We start from the raw sequence: 22,199 nt of genomic DNA on the forward strand, positions 1-22,199 counted from the left end.
GCAGAAAGCATAAAAAAGGGCGCCCCATTTGGAGCGCCCTTTGCCGTTTCTGTCACTGTGAAATCTAGGTTTCTTCTCAATCTTAATCTTAACCTGGCCGTCCTTACACCTGGTTGATCGCCGACAGGCGCCAGGGGTTGTTGCCGACCGGCCTGGTGAAGGTCCAGAGTTCCTCGAACTTGACCGGCTCCGTCTTGCTTCCTGCCACGACCTGCCCCTGCTCGTCAGTGGTGTAGTCGAGGAGGTTCGCGTAGATGAGGGCGGTGACGTAATCCTGCCCCGCCTCCTGCCAGACTTCAGTGATTTCTACCTTCCTCACCGCGATGTTCTCCAGCCTGTTGATCTGCCTGTCGCGCAAAAGCCTGTCGATGTCGTCGCGGAAGACCCCCTTCATCTCTTCTGTTACCAGCGGGGAGAGGGCGGCGAGGTCGCGGTTCATCCATCCACTCTGGATTTTGAAGAAGTTGTCCATGACCAGGTCGTTGAAGCGCCCCTCGTCGAAGCCGGGGTCCATCTGGCGCAGATGGGAGAGACCGGTGGCGACGTCGTTCTGGGCAGGCTCGACCCGGTAGGGAGCGGAAATGGTGGCGCCCTGCGGTTCATAGCCGCCATAGGAATAACTGCCGGCTCCCTGGACCGCGGCTTGCTGGTTTCTGCGCTTCATTACCATGCGGTAGATGAGGTAGCCGATACCGGCAAGGAGCAGGATGTCGAAGATGCCGATGCCGCCTCCCATGCCGCCGAAACCGCCTGCGCCTGCCATGCCGCGAAAGAGCATGCCGCCCAGAAGACCGCCTGCGATACCTCCCGCCATGGAACGCAGGAAGGAGCCACCCTGCTGCTGCATCGGGCCCGCGGTCGGGGGGACCTGCTGCCGGTAGGTGCTTCCCATCGGCTGCCCGTAAGAGGGGGCTGCCTGCCTTGAATAGCTGCGCGTGCCGCGGCTACCCATGGAGCGGCCGCCGCCGATCCTTGCTTCGGCGCTCATCTCCAGCACGGTGACGCTCAAAAACAGTACGGCTGCTGCTAGGGTGAATGCTCTGGCCAGATGTCGTTTCATGTCGTTGTCTCTCCTTAGATCTTGGATGTTAGGAATTGGTCTGCAGCGAATGCCTGAAGCTCTTGGCCGCGCGCTGCCCCTGGCGCTTGGCGAGCCAGAAGCCCAGAGCCTCGCGCACCAGGTCGGACACGTTCAGCGAAGTGGACGCGGTGAGCCGCTCCAGAAGGTCCTTCTCCTGGTCGCTTACCCGTAGCGACACCACGTTTTTCAGTACCTGGTTAACCTTCTTGCGCGGCGGATTCCTCTTGGCGCTTTGCGATTTTCTTCCGGTCGTTTCAGCGTATTTAAGCGATTCCTTGTGCATTTTTCCTCCTTTTGAACGGATGCAATTCCCGCATCGGGCGCGCCGCCTGGCGCAAGGGCAGGTAAAAAAAAAGACCTTTACCCACGGCGAATCATCGCTTGGGTAAAGGTCTTGCTGTTAGATAGATAATCCGTATCCCCAGGTCCGGGTGTTGCCACCGTCTTGACGAACCAAGGGTCGGCCATTTCTCCGGCCGATAGCTACTCCCCTTTACAGGTGCTCATAATATTAACTGTTCGGGGCTATGTCAACCTTTTCTTGCAAAAAAAAGTATACGGTCCCCTCTGCCGGAAAAAGGTCATTCCGCCGTAGTCGGGTCGATCACGGTGCGGACCTCTGCCACGCTGTTGGCGGGAAAGCCTCCCTGCCGGGCGTGCTCCAGGATCAGTTCCTTGCTGGGCGCCAGGTAGATGCAGTAGATCTTGTCGTCGGTCACGTAGCTGTGGAGCCACTGTATCTCAGGCCCGAGGCTGCTCAGAACAGAACAGGACTTCTGCGAAATCGCCTGCAGGGTGTCCGGGGCGAGGCTCCCTGCGCCGGGGAGTTCGCGCTCGATTACGTACTTGGGCATGTGTGTTTTCTCCTTTGATGTTGTTGCTGTTTAGTCCCTGGCCCCGTGGAGGGAACAGGCCCGCTGATCGTCCGTGCCTCAAGTTCTGTATTAGGCGATAACGCGAGCTTCTCGCGCTGAACTTTATGCATACGGTGAAATAAAATGCTTTTACAGCAACTGTCGTTCCCAAATCGTGCCGGCAATCCGCTTTTGGCAAAGAGGGAGCCATTACTATTTGTAAACACAAAGGAGTTCATTTGAAAGGATTCCTTGGGCGAAGGGCAAAGCTGTTGCAGTGACACAAAAAAGAACAGTAAGAGCGGTACAAGATGGAACAGGTGATGATCTTGGAGCAGTCATCGTGTTCCATGCTGGCGCGCGAGGCCCCCCAACTGAGGCCCTGAAACAAAACGGAACAAGTGGTTAGAGTCTCTTAACAATTTCTGTTGATGCTATACAATTGTCCACGGAAATCTGACGAAAGGGGGAAGACCGGAGCCCGCAGCTGCGGGAGAGGTCTCGGAGGAGGCGAGAGATGATCAAGCCTGCGACCAGCATCATCCGCTACACCAGGTTTTTCCGGCTGATACGGGCGAACCGGGTGCTCGACTACGGCACCGGATCACTAAGAAACGCTCTCTACCTGACCGAACAGGGGTTCACGGTCTATGCTGCCGATGTTCCCGAGCAGGTGAAGGTTCTCAGGGCGCATCCAAAGGCCATGGCCCTGGAGCGATTGCTGGACGTTTCTGAACTGGTCCAAAGCGACCTGGGCGTGGACCTTGTTCTTTCGACCTATGTCTTCAACATCATAGAAACCCGGGCGCAAAGGAAGCAGTACCTTGAGAACGTGGTGGCGAACCTGCGAGAGGAAGGATATTTCCTCATAGAGGTCAACAGCAGGCCGGATGACCTGAGGTGCGGCTCAACCTTGCAGCATTACATGGACTGTGACGACAAAGCCCGAAGTTACACACATGATGATCTCGACCGGTTCTTGCTCCCTTACAACTTCGAGCGCATCTGTCATTACTACAGCACGCACGCATTAGCAGCAGTTTATCGGTTGACAGGGAGGAAATTTTAAGACATAAAGCGTTTCTAGTTAGTAAAAGTGCAGCCGGCAAGGTAGAAGGCGTGTCCAGGTTAACTGCGGTTTCCCGGTGGAGGCAGGCATGGCTTTGAAAGATGTAAGGATTTTGATCGTCGATGACGAGATATTCTTTCGGAAGGTTTTGCGAGACCTGCTCGAGAAGATCGGATTCACGGTCGTAGGCGAGGCGGGTGACGGTGAAGAGGCGGTAGAGAGGTTCAAGGCACTGCGCCCTCACATCGTCATCATGGACATCTACATGCCGGACAAGAACGGGATCGATGCGACCAGGGAAATGGTGGCATACGACAAGAACGCGCGGGTGCTGGTCGCCAGCGCCTCCGACTTCGACAGCGACACCCAGGCAGCGCTCGATGCCGGTGCCAAGGCCATTCTCATGAAGCCGTTCGTTCCCAAGGAAGTCTACGAGACGATAAGGAAGATCCTGACCGGCAAGTAGTTTGGTTCAGGAAGTAGCCTGCAAAAATGGAGCAGGAAAAAGGCCCGGAGAATCGGGCTTTTTTATTGTCATCTGATTTTTTTCTTCATCGTGAGCAGGTTTTGTGTTGACTGCCGAAACTGGTTTTGCTATAAAACAGGACTCGTTGAGCGGGAATAACTCAGTGGTAGAGTGCAACCTTGCCAAGGTTGAAGTCGCGGGTTCGAACCCCGTTTCCCGCTCCATTTATCTACAAGGAATCCTCACGGATTCTTCTCTTTAGGCCCCGGCTTTCGCATGAACTTTCGCATGCAGCCGGGGCTTTCTCGTATCTGCCCTTTTTGAAGTCCCTTCCGAAATAGGTAAGGATCTTCAAGCGGTCCTGCTTCTGCCCCTCCGTGTACCTCCCGTAGGGCTTCCGGTACCTTACGCCAGCTTTTTCCAATACTTTAACCCATACCCGGCGTTGGAACAGCTCGGCGGAACAGGCCAGGCGTGGAAAGAAATATTTTGTGTGGACTTGAGTAGGGTAGTAGTTTAAACGCAAAAGACTCCCGGCTAGTGCCGAGAGCCTTTGTTTAGTGGTCGAAATCACCGCTGTCTCATTTTGGTACATTAAATAAGAGGCTTGGCGACCCCATGCAAAGGCCACACGTCGACTCTCTTCTCTCCCTAACTTACATAACGTGACATCAAGGCTGTCGGGGTTACGATAGCTTGCTCTTAAGAAATTCCAGCCCCTTATCCAGAAGTCCCCCTTCGGGCACGAGGCCGTCAGGCGTGATTTTGTCTATCATGGTGGGCAATAGTTCTGAAAGCTTGGCTGTCACTTCTTCAGTAGACATACCTACCTTTGCTGCCAGATTTTGGATTCTTTCACTCCCTAACCCTTCTTCAATCTGCTCGGGAGTAATTGACCAATTCTGCCCGGTCCCGATCCATGAGGAGATGGTGTCTCCGAGTCCCTTCTGCTGGAACGACTGAACAAGTCCGCTCAATCCACCTCCTTCTTTATCTGAGAGCATATCCATGACACCATCTAGGAGCCCCGAACTCTCTGCGCCGGTTTTGCTTCCAAGGATCTTGCCTACGACGTCGTCAAATATTCCCATGACAACCTCCTTGCCCGCAACTGCACGGGGTCAATTAACCACTACTTCTGCAGCTACTTCCCCCCCTGCTTGGACTCTCTGTAACCTGCCTTGATTGCCTCTGCCTCCGTCATGTACGAACCCTGTTTAGTTTTGCCGTACCATGTGCTGCCGGACTTGTGATAGATTTTCGAATCAGTATTAACCCATACCATGCCGCTGCCCGCAGGAGGCTGGACCTGCTTGGCGGCTTTTGCAGCGGCCGGTACAGCAGGCAAGGACGCCTTGGGAACCGAGACCTTGGGTGCTGCTGTCGGTACCGCCACAGACGCCGCGCCAACCGCTACAAAGGGCTGTATCTTTTCGATGGCCTTGGCCGACAGTCCAGCTTTGGAGAGGTCGGCAGCCGAGGCATAGGGCCTGCCAGCTATGATTTTTTTAGCCGTTACTGCACCGACACCTGGCAGTTTCTCCAACTCCGCCTGCGAAGCGCTGTTGATATCAACCTTGGTTCCAGGAACCGCCGGTTTCGTCACGCTCTTTGCCGTAGTCTTTGCCTTATCCATGGATTTAGCCTTATCCATGGTCTTGACGGCTTCGCCAGCAAGGGCGCCAGTCAGTGAAATCCCAACGGCAAGAAGCACAGTAACTGCGGACAGCAACCCATTCAGCAGAAAACGCCTCATGTCTTACCTCCTTCATATCTCTACCTGTGTCAGCCAGAAGAACCTGCCAGGCGTTCAATCTTCCCCGCGGCGAGTCATTTCTTCTTTCCGGCCTTGGCCGCAGCCTTGGCATCGATTGTGGCGGCTTTCATTGTGTACGTGACAGTCACCTTGCTTCCGACCTGCAGGCCGCCGGTCACCTTGGTATCCTTATCGCGGGCGATTTCCCATTTCTCTTTGCCCTTCTGTACGACGATCATGTCATCTTTGACTTCCAGCACTGGACCGGTCACCTGGTAGGTCTTGGTCGTGCCGGCGAACACCGTTGCAGCGGTAAACAGAGCTAGTCCTATCAACGCGGCGATCAGTCTCATTTCCATCCTCCTTTGTGCAAGTAAGTTAAAGACAATCTCAATCAATACCAGACACCAAGTGCAAGTCAAGCTCTCATCGAACCGTTGACTTGAAATGTCAGTATGGATTTGCCCGGTTGAATGTGAATGTAATTTAATTTATAACCCACTGTCGGCATTTTGAGACTCACTCCAAAACTGTGATTATCAGATATTCTATGAGGGCGTTGCAGTCCTGGCACTTATCTGATTTGACGAGGTTCAACACGAATCATTTATAACTACAAATTATAAATAATTCATGGAGTGTTAATGGCATTGAGGCATAAAAATGGTAATCATTTTTGGATGCGGTCAAACTCTCCAAGGAAGGAGTCACATCATGAATTACACGGAACTGCCCATTTCTGCTGGGTTACTCCGGGCAATAAATCCAGCAGATAGGTCTATTGTCTTTTGAGCAATCGCGATTAGGATATGAACTCTGGGGCCAGCTTCAGGGCCGGCGTGTTAAGCCAAAGAGGTCGTTGAGGTCCCTGAGGTCACAGAGTTTTTTTCTAACACTGAGGAAACACAGAGGAGAGGCAAAGGCTGGTTAGGAAAACACAAAGAGGAGGAGTTGGAATGTTCAAAGCCAAAGCATATTCAGTTGCCAGTGCCACCGCATCTTTTGTCGCCGATACCATCCCGCGCCGGGAAGCCGGCCCCCGTGACGTGCAGATCGAGATCCTTTACTGCGGCATCTGCCATTCGGACCTGCACACTGTCCGCGACGAGTGGGCGAGCGTCATGCCCACCGTCTACCCCTGCGTGCCGGGGCATGAGATCGTCGGCCGCGTCACCAAGGTCGGCCCCGACGTCACCAAGGTGAAACCGGGGGAGTTGGTCGGGGTAGGGTGCCTGGTCGGTTCGGACCACGGCTGCCCTAACTGCCGGGCGGACATGGAGCAGTTCTGCCCCGGCGCGACCTTTACCTACAACTCGCCGGATGTGCACGGCACCGCACCTGTCACCTATGGCGGCTACTCGGAGAGCATCGTGGTCGACGAGCATTTCGTGCTGCGCGTGCCTGAGAATCTCGATCTCTCCGGCGTGGCGCCGCTTCTTTGCGCCGGGATCACCACCTATTCACCCATCCGGCGCTGGGGGGATATCGCGGGTAAGAAGGTCGGGGTGGTAGGGCTCGGCGGTCTTGGGCACATGGCCGTCAAGTTCGCCCGGGCTTTCGGGGCGCACGTGGTGGTCTTCACCACTTCCGCCGGGAAGAAAGAAGACGCGCTGCGTCTGGGCGCCCACGAGGTCATCGTCTCCACCGATCCGGAGCAGATGAAGGCCCAAGCGGGAACTTTCAATTTCATCCTCGACACCATTGCCGCCGAGCACGACATAAACGCCTACATCAACATGCTCGGGCTGGAGGGAAACATCACCCTGGTGGGTGCCCCCGAGAAGCCGCTGCCGCTGTCCGCCTTCGCACTGCTCTTTGGCCGCAGGAGCATTTCCGGCTCCCTCATCGGAGGCATCAAGGAAACACAGGAGATGCTCGACTTCTGCGGCAAGCACAACATCACCGCCGACGTTGAAGTCATACCCATCCAGAAGGTCAACGAGGCTTACGAGCGGCTGGTCAAGTCGGACGTGAAGTACCGTTTCTCCATCGACATGGCTTCCTTGAAGGGCGAATGAAGCAGCACCGTCCGGCGGCGGATAGAGTGGAGGGGGAGGTGAACCTCCCTCTCTGCTCTATCCCCGGTGTTCCCGGATTGGGGTTACTGTATTGCCTCCTTCTTCACGAGTAAAACCCGGCAGTCATTCTCCCTGAAGGGGTGTACCAAACTGCGACAGTGGTTTCTCTATTGCCATCGGCTACTTTGCCCGCGCCCTACTGCGATCCCGCCACATTCCCCCCTCCTTGTCTGCTGAATTTTTCGCATCTCTCGTAAAACGGTCCCTGGTGGTAACCTGCCGATTTTACAGACTACGGCCGGATCTTCGACTCTGGCACGGGCGGTGCTATAGCTGTGACCATGTGCGCCTTAGGGTAATTACAGATTCCAGTCACCATGCTCAAAGGAGGAAGAGATGATTTCAAAACTCGTACTAGCGACGCTGTCTGTAGTGTTGGTAGCAGCACCGGTAGCCGCGGTGGAGCTTACCCCGGTGGAAAGCCTGGGCAAGAACCTCTTTTTCGACCCGTCTCTTTCCAACCCTCCAGGGCAGTCCTGCGCCGATTGCCACAGCCCGGAAACCGGCTGGACCGGACCGGATTCGGAGATAAACGCAGCGGGTGCGGTCATCCCGGGAGCGGTGCATACGAGGGCGGGCAACCGTAAACCTCCGACCGCTGCCTATGCCGGGTACAATCCGGCCCTCCATAAAGCGGGCTCGATGGGCGGTGGCGGAATGGGCGGAGGCATGGGCGGCGGCATGGGTGGCGGCATGGGTGGCGGCATGGGTGGCGGAATGGGTGGCGGCATGGGTGGCGGCATGGGTGGAGCCATGCAGGATGTCTTCGTTGGCGGGATGTTCTGGGATGGGCGGGCATCGGGTTGGAACCTGGGGGACCCGCTTGCCGAACAGGCTATGGGCCCGTTCCTCAACCCGCTCGAACAGAACAACCCGAACGCGAAGCACGTCTGTCTCAACGTCTTAAGGACCGGGTATGCCACGCAGTTCGAAGAAGTTTGGGGGGCAGGTTCGCTGGACTGCGTGAAGGATGTCGCGGGCACCTACGAGCGCATCGCCCGCTCCATCGCCGCCTACGAGCGGTCCGCGGAGGTGAGTGCCTTCAATTCCAGGTTCGATGCCTTCTGGAAGAACTCCGAGGGGAAGATGCCGCCGGTTCCCATGATCAACATGATGAACTGGAGCCGGTTCAAAAACCGCGGCCTGACGGATATGGAGCTGCAGGGATTGATGATCTTCAACACCAAGGGGAAGTGCTCTACCTGTCACCTATTGCAGCCGATGGCCGGGAGCCGTTTCCCGCTTCTTACCGATTTCAGGTACCACAACCTGGGACTTCCTGCCAATCCTGAGAACCCGTACTACGACATGCCGCGCCAGTGGAACCCGAAAGGGGAGAAGTGGGTGGACCAGGGACTGGGGGCTTTCCTGGCGAAAACCGCGGGGATGACCGACAGCACTGGGGCTTCCGTCGACTACAGCGCGCTGGCAGCTCAGAACATGGGCAAACAGAAGACTCCGACGCTGCGTAACGTGGACAAGCGCCCCGGACCGGACTTCGTCAAGGCCTACGGCCACAACGGCCATTTCAAGAGCCTGCAGGAGATCGTTCACTTCTACAACTTAAGGGACGTCCTTCCGCTTTGCGACACCCCGAATCCGCCCAAGGACGCCATGGGTGGCGCTACCTGCTTCCCCGCTCCGGAAGTGGCGGAGAACATCAACCGGGTCGATATGGGTAATCTCGGCCTGACGCCCCAGGAGGGTATGGCGCTGATCCAGTTCCTGAAGACCCTGACCGACCTCTAACTCTCCTCACGCACGAAAAGGGGGACCGGGCTGCACGTCCGGTCCCCCTCCGCTGAACAGCCGGAGTGTCCGTGAAGCACTCTCCCCTCTCTCTCCTTACTGCCTGTCTTTCCCCTCTTTCTTGATGTTCGTCAATTGCGGTTAGAATCCTTTTCTGTATCATGACAAAGTCCAGATCTATTGCTATGCGCGGGAGGGTGTGTGCAAAGACGCGAAAACGAGGCGGAAATTACGCCACCACGGTCGCTTAGATACTACGAATGGGGACTGGCCGCCGGCTGGACCCTGGTGATCGCCATCCTTTTGATGATCAACCTGCGTCACGAACGGTCGCAGGCGATAGAGACCGCCAGGACCCAGGCGCGTAGCAACTACCAGCGTGACGTGATCTACCGGCACTGGAACGCGACCTTCGGCGCCGTCTACGCGCCCGTATCTCACAGGGTGCAGCCCAACAAGTACCTGGCCCGCTTCCCTGAACGGGACATCGTCGCCACCGACGGCAGGAAGTTCACCTGGATCAACCCGGCCTACATGACCCGGCTGGCCCTGGAACTGGCGTCGGAGAAGTACGGAGTGAAGGGGCACATCACAAGCCTGCGCCCGATCCGGCCGGAGAACCTCCCGGACCCGTGGGAGCGGGTGGCTCTTGCTTCTTTCGCCAGCGGGGCGCGCGAGGCGGATACGGTCGAGGAGATCGGTGGGGCGAGTTATCTGCGCCTGATGAAACCGCTGATCACGGAAAAGGAGTGCCTTAAGTGCCATGGGGATCAGGGGTACCGCATCGGGGATATCCGCGGGGGGCTGAGCGTCGCGGTACCCATGGAGCCGCTTCGGGCCATCGCCAGACAGAACTCGCTCTTAAACGCGGCAAGCTTCTCCATCTTGTGGCTGCTCGGCTTGGGGGGCATCTACCTGGGAGGGGGAAGCCTCAGGCGTGCCATGGCTGAGCGAGACGAGGCTGAGCGCAGCACGAGGGCCCTGAACCGTGATCTTCTGATCCGCACGGAGGAGCTTGAATCCGCCAACCGCGAACTCGATGCCTTTTGTTCCACCGTTTCGCACGACCTGAGATCTCCGCTCACCGTTATCGATGGTTTTTGCAACCTGATCAAGGAGTCCCCGGAGGTAAGCACAGAGGACGCAAAGGGTTATGCGGGTGTGATGCTTTCCTCCACGCAGAAAATGGGGCGGCTCATCGCGACGCTCCTCGATTTTTCCCGGATCGTCAGGAACGAGGTGAAAACAGCCAGTGTGGACCTGACCGCATTATCCAGGGAGATCGAAGCTGAACTGAGGCTTGCCGAGGTGCAGAGAAAGGCGGTTTTCACTATCGCCGAGGGGCTGGTGGTGCAGGGGGACTGCGACCTGCTCCGGGTGGTTATGCAGAACTTGCTCGGAAACGCCTGGAAATACACCCGGACCCGCCCAGTGGCCGAGATCGAGGTGGGGCGGAGGGAGATTGGCGGCGAGTGCCAGATTTTCGTCCGCGACAACGGTATCGGCTTCGACAACGCCCTCACCGGGGGTATCTTCGAAGCCTTCCAGCGCTTACCCAATGCCGAGGAATTCGCAGGTACCGGCATCGGCCTGGCGACGGTGAAAAGGATCATCGCCCGACACGGCGGCCGGGTCGGCTGCGAGGGGGAAACAGGAAAGGGAGCGACTTTCTTCTTCACGTTGAAAACAGGCAGCAGCTAGAGGTACGGTTCAGCTATGAACAAATTCATCCAGAAGTTCGTCCCCCACCATCCTGGCACCTATTCCATCATGCTAGCCCTTTGCTGGACCGCGGTTATGGCGCTTTCGCTGGTGGCAAGCCTGTCGAGCCTGCGGCGCGAGATCACCACCATCGCGGGGAACATCGCCGGCGCCTACATCGACAAGGATGTCCTCTACCGCAACTGGAACGCGCTCCACGGCGGCATCTACGTCCCGGTGAACCAGGGCCTTGCGCCCAACGCCTTCTATCCCCCCTCGATGCCGGACCGCGACGTGATGACCCCGTCGGGGCGGCACCTCACCTTCGTTAACCCTTCCTACATGATGCGGCAGATCTACGATCTCTCCCGCAAGGACGACGGCATCACCGCCCACATCACGAGCCTGAAGCCGCTCAACCCGAAGAACGCGCCGTCCCCGTGGGAGGCGGAGGGCCTGCGCGCGTTCGAGCGCGGAGGCAGCGAGGCGCGCAGCGTGGTCGCCGAGGAAGGCACGCGCTATATGCGTCTCATGCGTCCCCTGGTTACCGAAGAAAGCTGCCTCGCCTGCCATGCGCAGCAGGGGTACAAGCTAGGGGACATCCGGGGCGGCATCAGCATCAGGATGCCGATGGGGCTTCTGGAGGCGGGACTGGGCAAGCAGTTGAAGCACCTCGCACTGGCCCATGCGGCGGTCTGGCTTTTGGGGCTTGCCGGGCTATTCGCCGGCTCCCTCGGCCTGCGCCGCCGCACCGCCGAGCGCGACCTTGCGCTGCAGGAGCTTAGGCGGGCGAACGCGCTTTTGGAGAGCCAGGCTACCACCGACCCGGTAACGGGGCTTTTGAACCGGCGCAGGTTTTCCGAGCTGCTGGAGAGCGCCATACAGGAATCCAAGCGCTACGGCCTGCCGCTGGCGGTCATCTTCTTCGACGTGGACCGTTTCAAGTCCATAAACGACACCCACGGCCACGACGCCGGCGACAGCGTGCTGAAGGAACTGGCCGTGATCGTCTCCGGTATGATCCGCAAGACCGACATCTTGGCGCGGTACGGCGGGGAGGAGTTCGTGCTGGTGGTGCACAACAACGACGGCAGGACGGCGCGCATGCTCGCCGAGAAGATCAGGAGCCGGGTGAGCCGGCACAGCTTTTTGCACGTGGGGCAGGTGACCGCCAGTTTCGGCGTCGCCCGGCTTGAGCCGAACGATACCGCGGAGAGCCTGGTGAAGAGGGCGGACCACGCGATGTACAGCGCGAAGCACGCCGGCAGAAACCGGGTCGAGACCTGCTGCGATTGCAACAGCGTTGCCGCATAAGGGGATTCCGACGACCAGTGGATACCTGACTAAGCCTTCCTTTTTTCACCTCCGATGCAGGCCAACCAGGCTTTCTTGACCTGTGTCAATTCCCATCGTCCGGCGGGCCTTTACTATCCTTGTTACCAAACGGTAACGGGGGGCAAAGATGTCTGAATCGGAAAACGGGCCTGGGGCGGCTGTCTACCAGGCGATACTCACCAGCATGGGCGAAGGGATCATCTTCGCCGACCGCGATAACCGGATCGTGTTCGTCAATGCGGCGGCGGAGCAGGTGCGCGGCATCAAGGCGGAGAAGTTCCTGGGGCGCGACCTCCTCTCCATCCATACGCCGCCGGCACGCGAGCGGATAGCCGCGATCCTCGCCGGGCTGCGCGACGGCAGCGCCGCTTCCCACACGAGGCCGCTGGAGACCAAGGGGCGCATCTTCGAAAACTGCTACTACCCCATCCGCGACCGTGGGGAGCGCTTCGTGGGGACCTTGATGATCAGCAGGGACATCACGGAAAGGGAGCGCCTGAAGGAGGAAAACTCGGAACTGAGGGAGCAGCTCCTGACGGAGTACGCCTGCGGCGGGATGATCGGCCGCAGCCGGGCGATGCAGCCGGTGTTCCAGGTGATCCGCTCCACCGCGCCGCTGGAATCGACCATACTCATCACCGGCGAAAGCGGCACAGGAAAGGAGCTGGTGGCGCGCGAGCTGCACCAACGGAGCCGTCGCAGCGACGGACCGCTGGTCAAGGTGAACTGCGCGGCGCTCCCGGAGACACTGCTGGAATCGGAGCTTTTCGGTTTCGAGAAAGGGGCGTTCACAGGCGCGCTGCGGGAGCGCAAAGGGAAATTCGAGCAGGCGGAGCGAGGGACACTGTTCCTCGACGAGATCGGCGAGATGCCGCTTTCGGCCCAGGCGAAGCTTCTGCGCGTGCTCCAGGAAAGGACCGTGGAGCGGATCGGCGGCAGCAGGGAGATCGAGGTTGACGTCCGCATCATCGCCGCGACCAACCGCGACCTGCGCCAGGACGTGGCGGCGGGACTCTTCCGCGAAGATCTCTTCTACCGCTTGAACGTGATCCCAATCGACCTCCCCCCCCTGCGCGAGCGGCTGGAGGATATACTCCCCCTTGCCACCATCTTCCTCTCCCGCTTCTCCCAGCAGATGAACCGCCCCCAGCTCCAGCTCTCGCGAGAGGCGAAGCAGGCCCTTTTGAAGCACCCGTTCCCGGGAAACGTGAGGGAACTTAAAAACGCCATGGAGCGCGCCACCGCGCTTTGCACCGGCGACACCCTCGGCATCGACGATCTCCCCCCTGAATTCTCGCAGCACGCGGTACAACTTACCCAGCTGGCGGCGTCCCAGCCGCCAATGCCGGGACCGAAGCTGTCGGCCGGCCTCGACCACCGGGAGGCCGAGCTGATCCAGGAGGCCCTGGCAGCAACCGGCAACCGGCGCGGCGAGGCCGCGCGCCTTTTAGGCATCTCCCGAAAGACGCTCTGGAAGAAGATGAAACACCCTGTTACCGGCTCGTAACACGGTGTTACCCGGAGGTAACACTGGTCCCGATTTGCTCGTCTTTATACTGTGTAATTTCAGCAACTTATCTCATTTGTTCCCCTGGCACGCTCCCTGCTCTAGGAAAGGGTGGCAAGGCTTTGAAATCTACAACGAGAGGAGAATGGAATGAGGATGCTGCGAGGATGCGTTGCGCTGGCGCTGGCGGGCATGGTGGTTGCCGGCTACGGCTGTACCCCGAAGAAGATCGAACAGGCGACGACCCAGGTGATCCCGGACGGGACCATCGACCCGGCGAAGTGGGGCGAGGTCTACCCGGAACAGTACCGGCAATGGCAACAGACGGCGGAACCGACCCCGGCGGGTAAGAGCAAGTACAAGAAGGGGTGGGACGTAGGCGAGGAACTCCCGGACAAGCTCGACGAGTACCCGTTCCTGGCGCTCCTTTACAACGGCTGGGCCTTCGGGTCGGAATACCGTGAGCCGCGCGGCCACCGCTACATGGTTCAGGACCAGCTCGAAGTGGACCCCGGCAGGTACAAGGCCGGCGGTTCCTGCCTGACCTGCAAGACTCCTTATGCGCCGATCCTGCAGGGGAACATGGGGAAGGATTATTTCTCCAAGCCGTACCAGGAGGTGAGGGCGAAGATCCCCAAGGAGCACCAGGAATTGGGCGTCTCCTGCATCGACTGCCACGACAACCGCGACGCCTCGCTCAAGATCTCCCGTGGCTTCACCCTGGGCAAGGGGCTGAAGGCCCTAGGCGTGGACCAGTCGCATCTCACGCGCCAGGACATGCGCACGCTGGTCTGCGCGCAGTGCCACGTCACCTACAGCATCCCCAAGGACGCGGCGGTAAAGTCCACCGACGTCTTCTTCCCCTGGCAGGGTAGCGCCTGGGGGGATATCAGCATCGAGAACATCATCAAGCAGCTGCGCAACAACCCGCCCAGCGGCGAATGGACCCAGAGCGTCACCGGCTTCAAGCTCGCTTTCATCAGGCACCCGGAGTTCGAGCTCTTCTCCCGGAACAGCCCGCACTGGCAGGCCGGCGCCTCCTGCGCCGACTGCCACATGCCCTCCGCCGAGGTTGCCGGGCGTAAGGTCACCGACCACCGCGTGATGAGCCCCCTGAAGAACGACCTGAAGTCGTGCAAGCAGTGCCACGAGGAGACGCCCGACGCGCTGCGCGACAAGGTGTTCGCCATCCAGGACCGCGTCATGTCCCAGTTCATCCGGGCAGGTTACGCCACCGCCACGGCGGCGAAACTCTTCGAGACCGCGAACAAGGCCAGTACTGCGGGTAGTGCCCTGGATAAAAACCTCTACGCCCAGGCGAAGGACCACTACGAGGAGGCGTTTTACCGCGTGGTGTTCATCGGCGCCGAGAACTCCGCAGGTTTCCATAACCCGGCCGAGGCGAGCCGCATCATGACCGATGCGGCGAGCCATGCCGCGAAGGCTCAGGCTCTGCTGCGCCAGCTTCTGGCGCAGGCGGGGATCCAGGTTCCGGCCCAGGTGGATCTTGAACTTGCCAAGTACGTCAACAACCGGGGCGTGAAGAAGCTGATGTTCAAGCCGCAGCACGAGATCAAGGACCCGCTGGCGGGGAAGTAGCCCGTACCTGAAACACGAAGATCCGGGGAGCCGCGACAGGCGGTTCCCCGGTTTTTTATCCGGTGGCCGGAAAAGGCCCGCCTTCCTTCCGGCCCCGCACCCTGTCCAAAGGGAGTTGTCGATCCTCCATTCTCAAGCCTGGGAGTCAAACATGATCGAAATTACCATCGGTGTTTATGTCAGCAAAAACCGGGTCGAGGTCGCGGTCCTGCCGAGCGGCGCTGAGTTCAGCATGCCCCACGACGAAGCTTCCTGCCGCGAGCTCGCTTGCTGGCTGGAATCTCTTAACCCGACGCTGATCGTCCTTGAAGCCGCCGGCGGAGTTGAGAACCATGTGACCGGAATATTGCTTGCCAGAGATCTCCCGGTTGCAGTTATCAATCCGCGTCAGATAAGAGAGTTCGCCAAAGCAACGGGGCGGCTTGCCAAAAGTAACAGCATCGACGCCAGGATCCTTGCTCTTTTTGGCGTGGCGGTCAAACCGGAACCTCGCCGCCATAAGCACGAGGGTGCTTGGGCGGTGACGGCGCTCATTACCCGCAGACGCCAGATCATCGACATGCTTGCCGCCGAAAGGAACCGCTTGGCGAGTTCACACAACAGTGTGAAAAACGAGATCGCCCAGACGATCAAATGGCTGGAAAACAGGGTGAAGGGGATCGATGACGATCTGTCCGGGTTCATTCGCGCCATGCTTCCCGCAGGGGGAGAGGGAGCCCTGTGATCGCCTGATTTCCACCCTGCAGCACTATTTTTCGTTTTTCCAATGCAGAAATGGAGGGAGCAACAGTTGAAGCGACGCATCAGCATCGTCATGCGCAGGAAGGTCGCATTAAAGAGGAGGCTTACGCGCCTTCCCCGGAAGTGCCGGGCTCCCATCAGGGGGGTGCGCCCTCCGATGTCTTTTCGTTACGCCTTCTGGAGCCTGGTGAGTGCTGTCGCGGGCATCACCGCGATCTGCCAGACGACCGCGATCTTAGGGCACCCCCTGCTGATCGGCTCATTCGGAGCCTCGGCCGTGCTCCTTTTTGGCGCCACCGATTCGCCCCTGGCACAACCCCGCAACCTGGTCGGCGGGCACCTGTTATCGGCAGTAGTTGCGGTGGTCGTCGTGGCGCTGGCAGGTTCCACTCCGGTCACGATGGCGGTCGCAGTCGGCATCTCCATCTTCGTCATGAATCTCACCCACACCACCCATCCCCCCGGCGGGGCGACGGCACTCATCGGCGTTCAGGGTGCGGTAGGGCCCGGCTTCGTGCTGCTGCCGGTTCTCGCTGGAGCATTGATACTCCTGGCTGTCGCCTGCTTCACCAATAACGTCGTCTATCACCGCTCCTATCCGAAACATTGGCTGTAGCCGTTCTAGCTAATCATCTACCCCCACCACTGACCCCTCCCGCAGGGGGAGGGGGGCTTATGGTCTAGCACGATAGCAAGTGAGCGGCGAGAACCATTACACGGGCACATTTGCGCGCCTGCATCAAAAGGCGCTTGCCATAGTACGATGGCAATTGTTATCCTGCTACGTCAGCAAGTATCCCATTAATTAACAAGAGGCCCCCGCCTAGATGAAACAAAGCGCCGCACCGGTCAGATCCCCACTCCACAAACTCTGCCAAACCAACATCAAAGGGTGCACCAACTGCGGGAAGTGCGTCCGCGAGTGCGCCTTTTTGCGCAAATATGGCACCCCCAAGAAAATAGCCGCAGAGTTCGACCCGACCGACTCGGAAAAACTGCACCGCGCCTTCGAGTGCAACCTGTGCGGGCTCTGTTCCGCGGTCTGCCCGGAGAAGCTCGAGGTGGATGCCATGTTCCTGGAAATGCGGCGGGAGGCGGTGGACCGCGATCTCGGCGCCTATCCGGAACACAGGCCCCTGCTCAACTACGAGAAGGTCGGGACCTCGCGCCGCTTCAGCCTCTACCGGCTCCCTGAAGGGTGCAGGACCATCTTTTTCCCCGGCTGCTCGCTCCCTGGAACGCGCCCTGACGCGGTGCACAACCTCCTGGCGCTGATGCACCAGGCCGACCCGACCGTGGGCGTGGTCTTCGACTGCTGCCTTAAGCCCTCCTATTCGCTGGGGCGGGAGCAGTACGTAAACTCGATGTTCGAGGAGATGAACGACTGGCTTCTGCGGCACGGGGTGCGGGAGGTGCTGGTCGCCTGCCCCAACTGCCAGGTGATGTTCGAGCGCCTGGGGCACGGGATGCGGGTGCGCACGGTATGGGAGGCCTTGGCCGAGGCGGGACTCGAGCCGGAGCGGGTGTCGGGGACGGTCACGGTCCACGACCCCTGCGTGATCCGCAACGCCGAGCCGGTGCACCGGGCGGTCCGCACGCTTCTTGAGCGCCAGGGGCTGGTGGTCGAGGAGATGAAGCATGCCGGGAAGAAAACGGTCTGCTGCGGCAAGGGGGGCGGGGTGAACCTGTTGAACCCCTCCCTGGCAGGGGAGTGGGGGGAGCTCCGCAAGAAGGAGGCGGACGGCAGGAGGGTGATCACCTACTGCGCCGGCTGCGTCCAGGCACTGGAACAACACACCCCGACCAACCACCTGGTGGACCTGCTCTTCGCGCCGGCGCAGACGCTGGCCGGGAAGAAGAAGGGGGCCAAAGCCCCCATCACCTACCTGAACCGGCTGCGCCTCAAGATGTCGTTCAAAAAGAAGAAGGGGAACGCGGTGCTCAGGGAGCGAAGCTTCGTGGCGCAGCAGGCGCTGCAGAAAAGACGCAGGTGGAAGATCCCTTTCACGCAGATACTCTGCGGCATAGCCGCGGCTGCAGCCGGGATGCACTGGTTATCCCTCTGACACCAGGCACGTGTCACCGCCTCCCTTTTGACTGCGTATCCTGCAACTGCCGGTGGAATATCTCGGGATCGCTGGTGGGGCGGCGGCAGCTGCGGCTCTCGCAGAGATAAGCCATGGCGCGCCCGCCGTCGGCCTTCCTATCCCTGACCAGCTGGAGCAGCTCGCCCGCCTGTTCCAATTCATCCCCCTCGCAAAAAACCACCAGGGCACGGTTGGGAAGATAGACGCGGCGCAGCTTGTCCAGCAGCGGGGCGGCCGCCTCACGTTTCCCGCGCGGCGCGACTATGACGATCTCGCGCGGCAGGTCCTGCAGGTAATCTACTGCCAGGAGCATTTCGGTAAGCGCCGTGGGTGAGGAGGCGAGCTGGGTCGAGAAGGCATCCAGCGCCCGCTGCGCCTGGTCCAGCATCTGCTGCTCGCCGGTGAGCGCGTAGAGCCTCAGTAGGTTCATGATCATGACCGAGTTGCCGGAGGGGATCACGCCGTCGTAGGCGGGCTTCTCCCTGGAGATCAGCTCCTCGTGGAAGGGGCCGGTCATGAAATAGCCCCCCGCCTCACTGTCCTCGAACTGCTCCTGCACCTGCGCTGCCAGTTCGAGCGAGCGCTTGAGCCAGGGCAGCTCGCCCGTTGCCTCGAAGAGATCGACGAGCCCTGCTATGAAGAAGGCGTAGTCGTCCAGGAACCCCACCCCCTTCGGCTCCCCTTCCTGGTAGCTGTGGCAAAGCCTTCCCTGAGACATCACGTTTTCCAGCAGGAACGTCGCCGCCCCGCGCGCCGCGTCGATAAGCGCCGGGTCGTTCAGCACCAGCCCCCCGCGCGCGAAGGCGGATATGGCGAGGCCATTCCACGAGACCAGGACCTTCTCGTCCCTCAAGGGAAGCGGGCGCCGCTGCCGCGCCCGGTAGAGATCCTGGCGCGCGTCGGTTAGCAAGCGCTCCAGCTCGTCCTTCGGGAGCATCAACTCTTCAGCCAGGTGCTGCATGCTCTTCTCCCGGTGCAGGATGCTCCGCCCCTCGAAGTTCCCCTCCCTGGTGATGTCGTAGCAGGCGGCCACGACCCGGGCCCGCTCCGCGCCTAACGCCGCGTCCAGTTCCTCCGGAGTCCAGGTAAAGAACACCCCTTCCTCACGGTGACCGCTCTCGTTGAGGCTGTCCGCGTCGGTGGCGGAGTAGAAGCCTCCTTGCGGGCTCGTCATGTCGCGTTGCAGGTAGCGCAGGATCTCCCCGGCGACCTGGGCGAAACGGTGGTCCCCTGTCGCCTGATACCCCTCAAGGTAGGCTGCCGCCAGTCTTGCGTTGTCGTAGAGCATCTTCTCGAAGTGCGGGATGAGCCACGCCGAATCGGTAGCGTAGCGGTGAAAGCCGCCGCCCGCCTGGTCGTAGATCCCTCCTGCGGCCATGCGCCGCAGGGTGTGCTGCGCCATGAACAGCGAGTTTTTATCGCCGCGTCGCAGGTAGTCGCGCAGCAGAAGGCTTAAAGGGAGCGAACTGGGGAACTTCGGCGCGCCGACGACCCCGCCGTTTTTGGCGTCGAACCGTTCCTGGTAAGCCTCAATCACCCCATCCAGGGAGATCTCCTTTTCGGGGGGCTCGCCCCCCATCGGCGCCAGCATGCCGCGGATCGCCTCGGTAAGCTGCACCCCCGCGTGGGTCACCCGCTCCGGTGCCTGCCGGTAGGTCTCCCGGATCCTCTGCAACAGGCTCAGGAACCCGATGCCGCCCGGATAATCGCGGGGCGGGAAATAGGTGCCGCCGTAGAAGGGTTTTCGGTCGGGCGTGGCGAAGACGTTGAGCGGCCATCCCCCCTGCATCCCCATGGCGTGGACGGCGGTCATGTAGACGGTGTCGACGTCGGGGCGCTCCTCGCGGTCCACCTTGATGGCGATGAAGTTGGCGTTGAGAAAGCGCGCGATCTCCTCGTCCTCGAACGATTCCTCCTCCATCACGTGGCACCAGTGGCAGGTGGCGTAGCCGATGCTGACCAGGACCGGCCGGGTCAGGCGCCGCGCAAGTTCGAAAGCCTCGTCCCCCCAGGGGAACCAGTTCACCGGGTTGTGGGCGTGTTGCAGGAGATAGGGGCTCGTCTCCAGGAAAAGACGGTTCGTGTATTTCGCCTTTCCGCCAGGCGTGAGGTGCCGAGTGCGCGGCCGGTAGGATTTCCCCCTGCGCCGGCGCGCCTGTTCGAACAGCTCTGCCGGGGGAGGGGGGACCTCGCCGCTGCCGGGGAGCGGGGTATAGACAGGTTCGTTTTCCATGGGTTACCTCCCGGTGCAGGCAGAGCGTCCGGCGGCGTGCCACCGCCTTGCCCTGCGGCCGCCGGATGCCGCGGGTTGATTTTGCACAAGGTCTAACTTTAGCAGGTTTGTGGCCGCCGGTCGCAAGGCGAGGAGGGATATTGAACAGGGAAGTGAGAATGAGGCGCCGGTGCGGCTACCCCAGGCGGGATACGCGACCGGCGTCGAGCATGGAGAAATAGAGCTGCGAGTGCTTGTTCGGGGGGGAGGCCCGGATTCCTTCCCTTACGTGAACCCGGCGCGGCGGGCGGTTGCCGCGAGAATGCCCATAGCTTACGTCTGCCTGCAGGTACTCTTCGGTGATCAGCTTGAATTCCTTGCGCGCCACCGACAGCGTCATTTCGAAGACGCGGCAGATGCGGGGTTCCTTGAAGGCCCTGAGCAGCATGGTGTAAAACCCGATGCTCCAGCGCTTGTTAAGCAGGGCAAGACGCAACTGTTCGAACACCCTGTTTCCTGTAGGCCCGGTCAGGTCCCACTCCACCCCCGGCTGGGTCTCGCTTTTTTGCCTAAGGTCGCTGCACCAGGTCCCAGGATGCTGCCACAAAAGCGCATCGATATGTTTTGATTCGTCGCGGGCAAGTTTTTCGAAGATCCGCTTGCCGGCGAGGTCGACTACCTCCAAAGCCGCCTGCCGGTAGATATCGTAGCTTTTTTTCTCTATGATCACCGCAAAACGCACCGCCTCTGCAATGAAGTCTCGCATCTTTCCTTCCTTTAAAGTCGTACCCCTCAAGGCCAGCCGCATGCGCCTGTTTTGGTTACAGCTTTTTAACATTCGCAATGTTAGCTGCACTGGTAATGGGAGTCAACTTCGTTAATATTAAAGGGAAGGTGGCGGCTTGGTCATGAGACCTGCAGCCAGAGCGGTTCATCTGCGCCAGGCGCGTCTTCCTCCCATCGGCTACAAAATGCCCACTTTCGGCATCGTGTGTGGTATGGTGGCGCCTTTGCCGCAATTCACGCAATCCAGAAGGAAACAGAGTACATGACAATCAAATGGTATCCGGGGCACATGAGCAAGGCCCTCGAACAGATCTCCGAGCTGGTCCGCAAAATCGACGTGATCATAGAGGTGCTAGATGCGCGCCTTCCGTTCTCCAGCTCCAATCACCTGCTGGAGCAGGTCCGGCGGAACAAGCCCTGTATCAAGGTTTTGAACAAGAACGACCTCGCCGACCCGGCAGTCACCAGGGCATGGGTGCAGCATTTCCAGAAGGCGTCCGGTGTGCGCGCCCTGCCGCTGGTAGCGAAGAACATACCCGAAGCGAAGAACCTGGTGAAGCTCATCAAGCAGGTTTGCCCCAACCGTGGCAACCCAGGCTACCCGATCCGGACCATGGTGGTCGGCATTCCCAACGTGGGGAAGTCGACGCTGATCAACACACTTGCGGGGAAATCGATCGCCAAGGTGGGTGACAAGCCGGCGGTGACCCTGAAACCGCAGCAGATCGACCTGCGAAACGGGATACTTCTTTTCGACACCCCGGGGCTTCTCTGGCCGGTGATGGACGACCAGGGGGGCGCCTACCGGCTGGCGGCAAGCGGGGCCATCGGCGCCAATGCGCTCGACTACACCAACGTCGGCGTCTTCGCGGCGGCGTACATGATGCGGCGCTACCCGGAGCTGCTCAAGGAGCGCTACAAGCTGGATGAGCTGCCGGAGTTGCCGTACGAGATGGTGGAGGCTGTGGGGCGCTGCCTCGGCTGCCTGATGACCGGCGGCGTGGTCGACGTGCACCGGGCCGCTGAGACGTTTTTGCGGGAATTGAGGGCGGGGAAGGCGGGGCGGATCAGCTTCGAGGAGCCCGGCACCCCGGCAGATATCGAGGCGGAGTTGTTGAAGATGGCCGGAATAGAGCAGCGGGCGCAGGAGCAGATTTTCTGACCAGCCGGCGGGCCGC

Annotated in this window: 20 protein-coding genes and 1 tRNA gene; 13 read left to right on the forward strand and 8 right to left on the reverse strand. The window is 59.9% G+C overall.

Features of this window, described 5'->3' with window-relative positions:
* Nucleotides 1-103: 103 nt before the first annotated feature.
* The 3 genes from GEOBRER4_RS06360 to GEOBRER4_RS06370 all read right to left on the reverse strand — a co-directional run bounded on the left by GEOBRER4_RS06360 (nucleotide 104) and on the right by GEOBRER4_RS06370 (nucleotide 1,935).
* On the reverse strand, nucleotides 104-1,060 hold the full coding sequence (locus GEOBRER4_RS06360; protein ID WP_185244699.1) for a Tim44 domain-containing protein: 957 nt from the start codon (nucleotides 1,058-1,060) through the stop codon (nucleotides 104-106).
* Nucleotides 1,061-1,088: 28 nt separating this feature from the next.
* On the reverse strand, nucleotides 1,089-1,364 hold the full coding sequence (locus tag GEOBRER4_RS06365) for a ribbon-helix-helix protein, CopG family (RefSeq protein ID WP_085813320.1): 276 nt from the start codon (nucleotides 1,362-1,364) through the stop codon (nucleotides 1,089-1,091).
* Between the two features lie 298 nt (nucleotides 1,365-1,662).
* Complete coding sequence (locus GEOBRER4_RS06370; protein ID WP_185244700.1) at nucleotides 1,663-1,935, reverse strand: DUF4242 domain-containing protein; 273 nt, start codon at nucleotides 1,933-1,935, stop codon at nucleotides 1,663-1,665.
* 517 nt (nucleotides 1,936-2,452) lie between these two features.
* Between GEOBRER4_RS06370 and GEOBRER4_RS06375 the strand changes: the two genes are divergently transcribed.
* The 3 genes from GEOBRER4_RS06375 (at nucleotide 2,453) to GEOBRER4_RS06385 (ending at nucleotide 3,694) form a co-directional block, all read left to right on the forward strand.
* The gene (locus tag GEOBRER4_RS06375; protein WP_185244701.1) at nucleotides 2,453-3,004 is read left to right on the forward strand and encodes a class I SAM-dependent methyltransferase; all 552 of its coding nucleotides are present in this window, start codon (nucleotides 2,453-2,455) and stop codon (nucleotides 3,002-3,004) included.
* A gap of 88 nt (nucleotides 3,005-3,092) precedes the next feature.
* A complete protein-coding gene (locus GEOBRER4_RS06380) occupies nucleotides 3,093-3,470 on the forward strand; it encodes a response regulator (protein WP_185244702.1) in 378 nt (125 codons plus the stop codon).
* A 149-nt stretch (nucleotides 3,471-3,619) separates the two neighbouring features.
* Nucleotides 3,620-3,694, forward strand: a tRNA-Gly gene (locus GEOBRER4_RS06385).
* Between the two features lie 462 nt (nucleotides 3,695-4,156).
* On the opposite strand, the gene GEOBRER4_RS06390 is transcribed toward GEOBRER4_RS06385, so the two are convergent.
* The 3 genes from GEOBRER4_RS06390 to GEOBRER4_RS06400 all read right to left on the reverse strand — a co-directional run bounded on the left by GEOBRER4_RS06390 (nucleotide 4,157) and on the right by GEOBRER4_RS06400 (nucleotide 5,579).
* Nucleotides 4,157-4,561, reverse strand: coding sequence for a YidB family protein (locus GEOBRER4_RS06390; protein ID WP_185244703.1), 405 nt, complete (start codon nucleotides 4,559-4,561; stop codon nucleotides 4,157-4,159).
* A gap of 53 nt (nucleotides 4,562-4,614) precedes the next feature.
* Nucleotides 4,615-5,226, reverse strand: coding sequence for a ComEA family DNA-binding protein (locus tag GEOBRER4_RS06395; RefSeq protein ID WP_226377906.1), 612 nt, complete (start codon nucleotides 5,224-5,226; stop codon nucleotides 4,615-4,617).
* Between the two features lie 74 nt (nucleotides 5,227-5,300).
* Nucleotides 5,301-5,579: a hypothetical protein gene (locus tag GEOBRER4_RS06400; RefSeq protein ID WP_185244704.1), complete on the reverse strand. Its 279-nt coding sequence runs from the start codon at nucleotides 5,577-5,579 to the stop codon at nucleotides 5,301-5,303.
* 603 nt (nucleotides 5,580-6,182) lie between these two features.
* On the opposite strand from GEOBRER4_RS06400, the gene GEOBRER4_RS06405 reads away from it, so the two are divergent.
* From GEOBRER4_RS06405 to GEOBRER4_RS06445, 9 genes are all read left to right on the forward strand, one after another.
* On the forward strand, nucleotides 6,183-7,244 hold the full coding sequence (locus GEOBRER4_RS06405) for an NAD(P)-dependent alcohol dehydrogenase (RefSeq protein ID WP_185244705.1): 1,062 nt from the start codon (nucleotides 6,183-6,185) through the stop codon (nucleotides 7,242-7,244).
* Nucleotides 7,245-7,640: 396 nt separating this feature from the next.
* On the forward strand, nucleotides 7,641-9,053 hold the full coding sequence (locus GEOBRER4_RS06410) for a cytochrome-c peroxidase (protein ID WP_185244706.1): 1,413 nt from the start codon (nucleotides 7,641-7,643) through the stop codon (nucleotides 9,051-9,053).
* Nucleotides 9,054-9,254: 201 nt separating this feature from the next.
* Complete coding sequence (locus GEOBRER4_RS06415) at nucleotides 9,255-10,754, forward strand: sensor histidine kinase (protein ID WP_185244707.1); 1,500 nt, start codon at nucleotides 9,255-9,257, stop codon at nucleotides 10,752-10,754.
* A gap of 15 nt (nucleotides 10,755-10,769) precedes the next feature.
* The gene (locus GEOBRER4_RS06420) at nucleotides 10,770-12,068 is read left to right on the forward strand and encodes a diguanylate cyclase (RefSeq protein ID WP_185244708.1); all 1,299 of its coding nucleotides are present in this window, start codon (nucleotides 10,770-10,772) and stop codon (nucleotides 12,066-12,068) included.
* Nucleotides 12,069-12,216: 148 nt separating this feature from the next.
* Complete coding sequence (locus GEOBRER4_RS06425; protein WP_185244709.1) at nucleotides 12,217-13,596, forward strand: sigma-54 interaction domain-containing protein; 1,380 nt, start codon at nucleotides 12,217-12,219, stop codon at nucleotides 13,594-13,596.
* A 150-nt stretch (nucleotides 13,597-13,746) separates the two neighbouring features.
* On the forward strand, nucleotides 13,747-15,195 hold the full coding sequence (locus GEOBRER4_RS06430) for an ammonia-forming cytochrome c nitrite reductase subunit c552 (protein WP_185244710.1): 1,449 nt from the start codon (nucleotides 13,747-13,749) through the stop codon (nucleotides 15,193-15,195).
* Between the two features lie 151 nt (nucleotides 15,196-15,346).
* Complete coding sequence (locus tag GEOBRER4_RS06435) at nucleotides 15,347-15,919, forward strand: IS110 family transposase (protein ID WP_226377907.1); 573 nt, start codon at nucleotides 15,347-15,349, stop codon at nucleotides 15,917-15,919.
* A gap of 66 nt (nucleotides 15,920-15,985) precedes the next feature.
* Nucleotides 15,986-16,552 carry an HPP family protein gene (locus tag GEOBRER4_RS06440; protein ID WP_085813307.1) on the forward strand — a complete coding sequence of 189 codons (567 nt, stop codon included), beginning with the start codon at nucleotides 15,986-15,988 and terminating at the stop codon, nucleotides 16,550-16,552.
* 211 nt (nucleotides 16,553-16,763) lie between these two features.
* Nucleotides 16,764-18,002, forward strand: a complete 1,239-nt coding sequence (locus GEOBRER4_RS06445) for a (Fe-S)-binding protein (protein ID WP_185244711.1) — start codon at nucleotides 16,764-16,766, stop codon at nucleotides 18,000-18,002.
* A 13-nt stretch (nucleotides 18,003-18,015) separates the two neighbouring features.
* Here GEOBRER4_RS06445 and GEOBRER4_RS06450 read toward each other — a convergent pair whose 3' ends face one another.
* Both GEOBRER4_RS06450 and GEOBRER4_RS06455 read right to left on the reverse strand, forming a co-directional pair.
* Nucleotides 18,016-20,256 carry a thioredoxin domain-containing protein gene (locus tag GEOBRER4_RS06450; RefSeq protein WP_185244712.1) on the reverse strand — a complete coding sequence of 747 codons (2,241 nt, stop codon included), beginning with the start codon at nucleotides 20,254-20,256 and terminating at the stop codon, nucleotides 18,016-18,018.
* A 175-nt stretch (nucleotides 20,257-20,431) separates the two neighbouring features.
* Nucleotides 20,432-21,001, reverse strand: a complete 570-nt coding sequence (locus GEOBRER4_RS06455) for a ferritin (protein WP_185244713.1) — start codon at nucleotides 20,999-21,001, stop codon at nucleotides 20,432-20,434.
* A 282-nt stretch (nucleotides 21,002-21,283) separates the two neighbouring features.
* On the opposite strand from GEOBRER4_RS06455, the gene ylqF reads away from it, so the two are divergent.
* Nucleotides 21,284-22,183, forward strand: coding sequence for a ribosome biogenesis GTPase YlqF (gene ylqF, locus GEOBRER4_RS06460; protein WP_185244714.1), 900 nt, complete (start codon nucleotides 21,284-21,286; stop codon nucleotides 22,181-22,183).
* Nucleotides 22,184-22,199: the final 16 nt, after the last annotated feature.

Origin of the sequence: Citrifermentans bremense (genome assembly GCF_014218275.1) — a bacterium.
Lineage (GTDB): Bacteria > Desulfobacterota > Desulfuromonadia > Geobacterales > Geobacteraceae > Geomonas > Geomonas pelophila.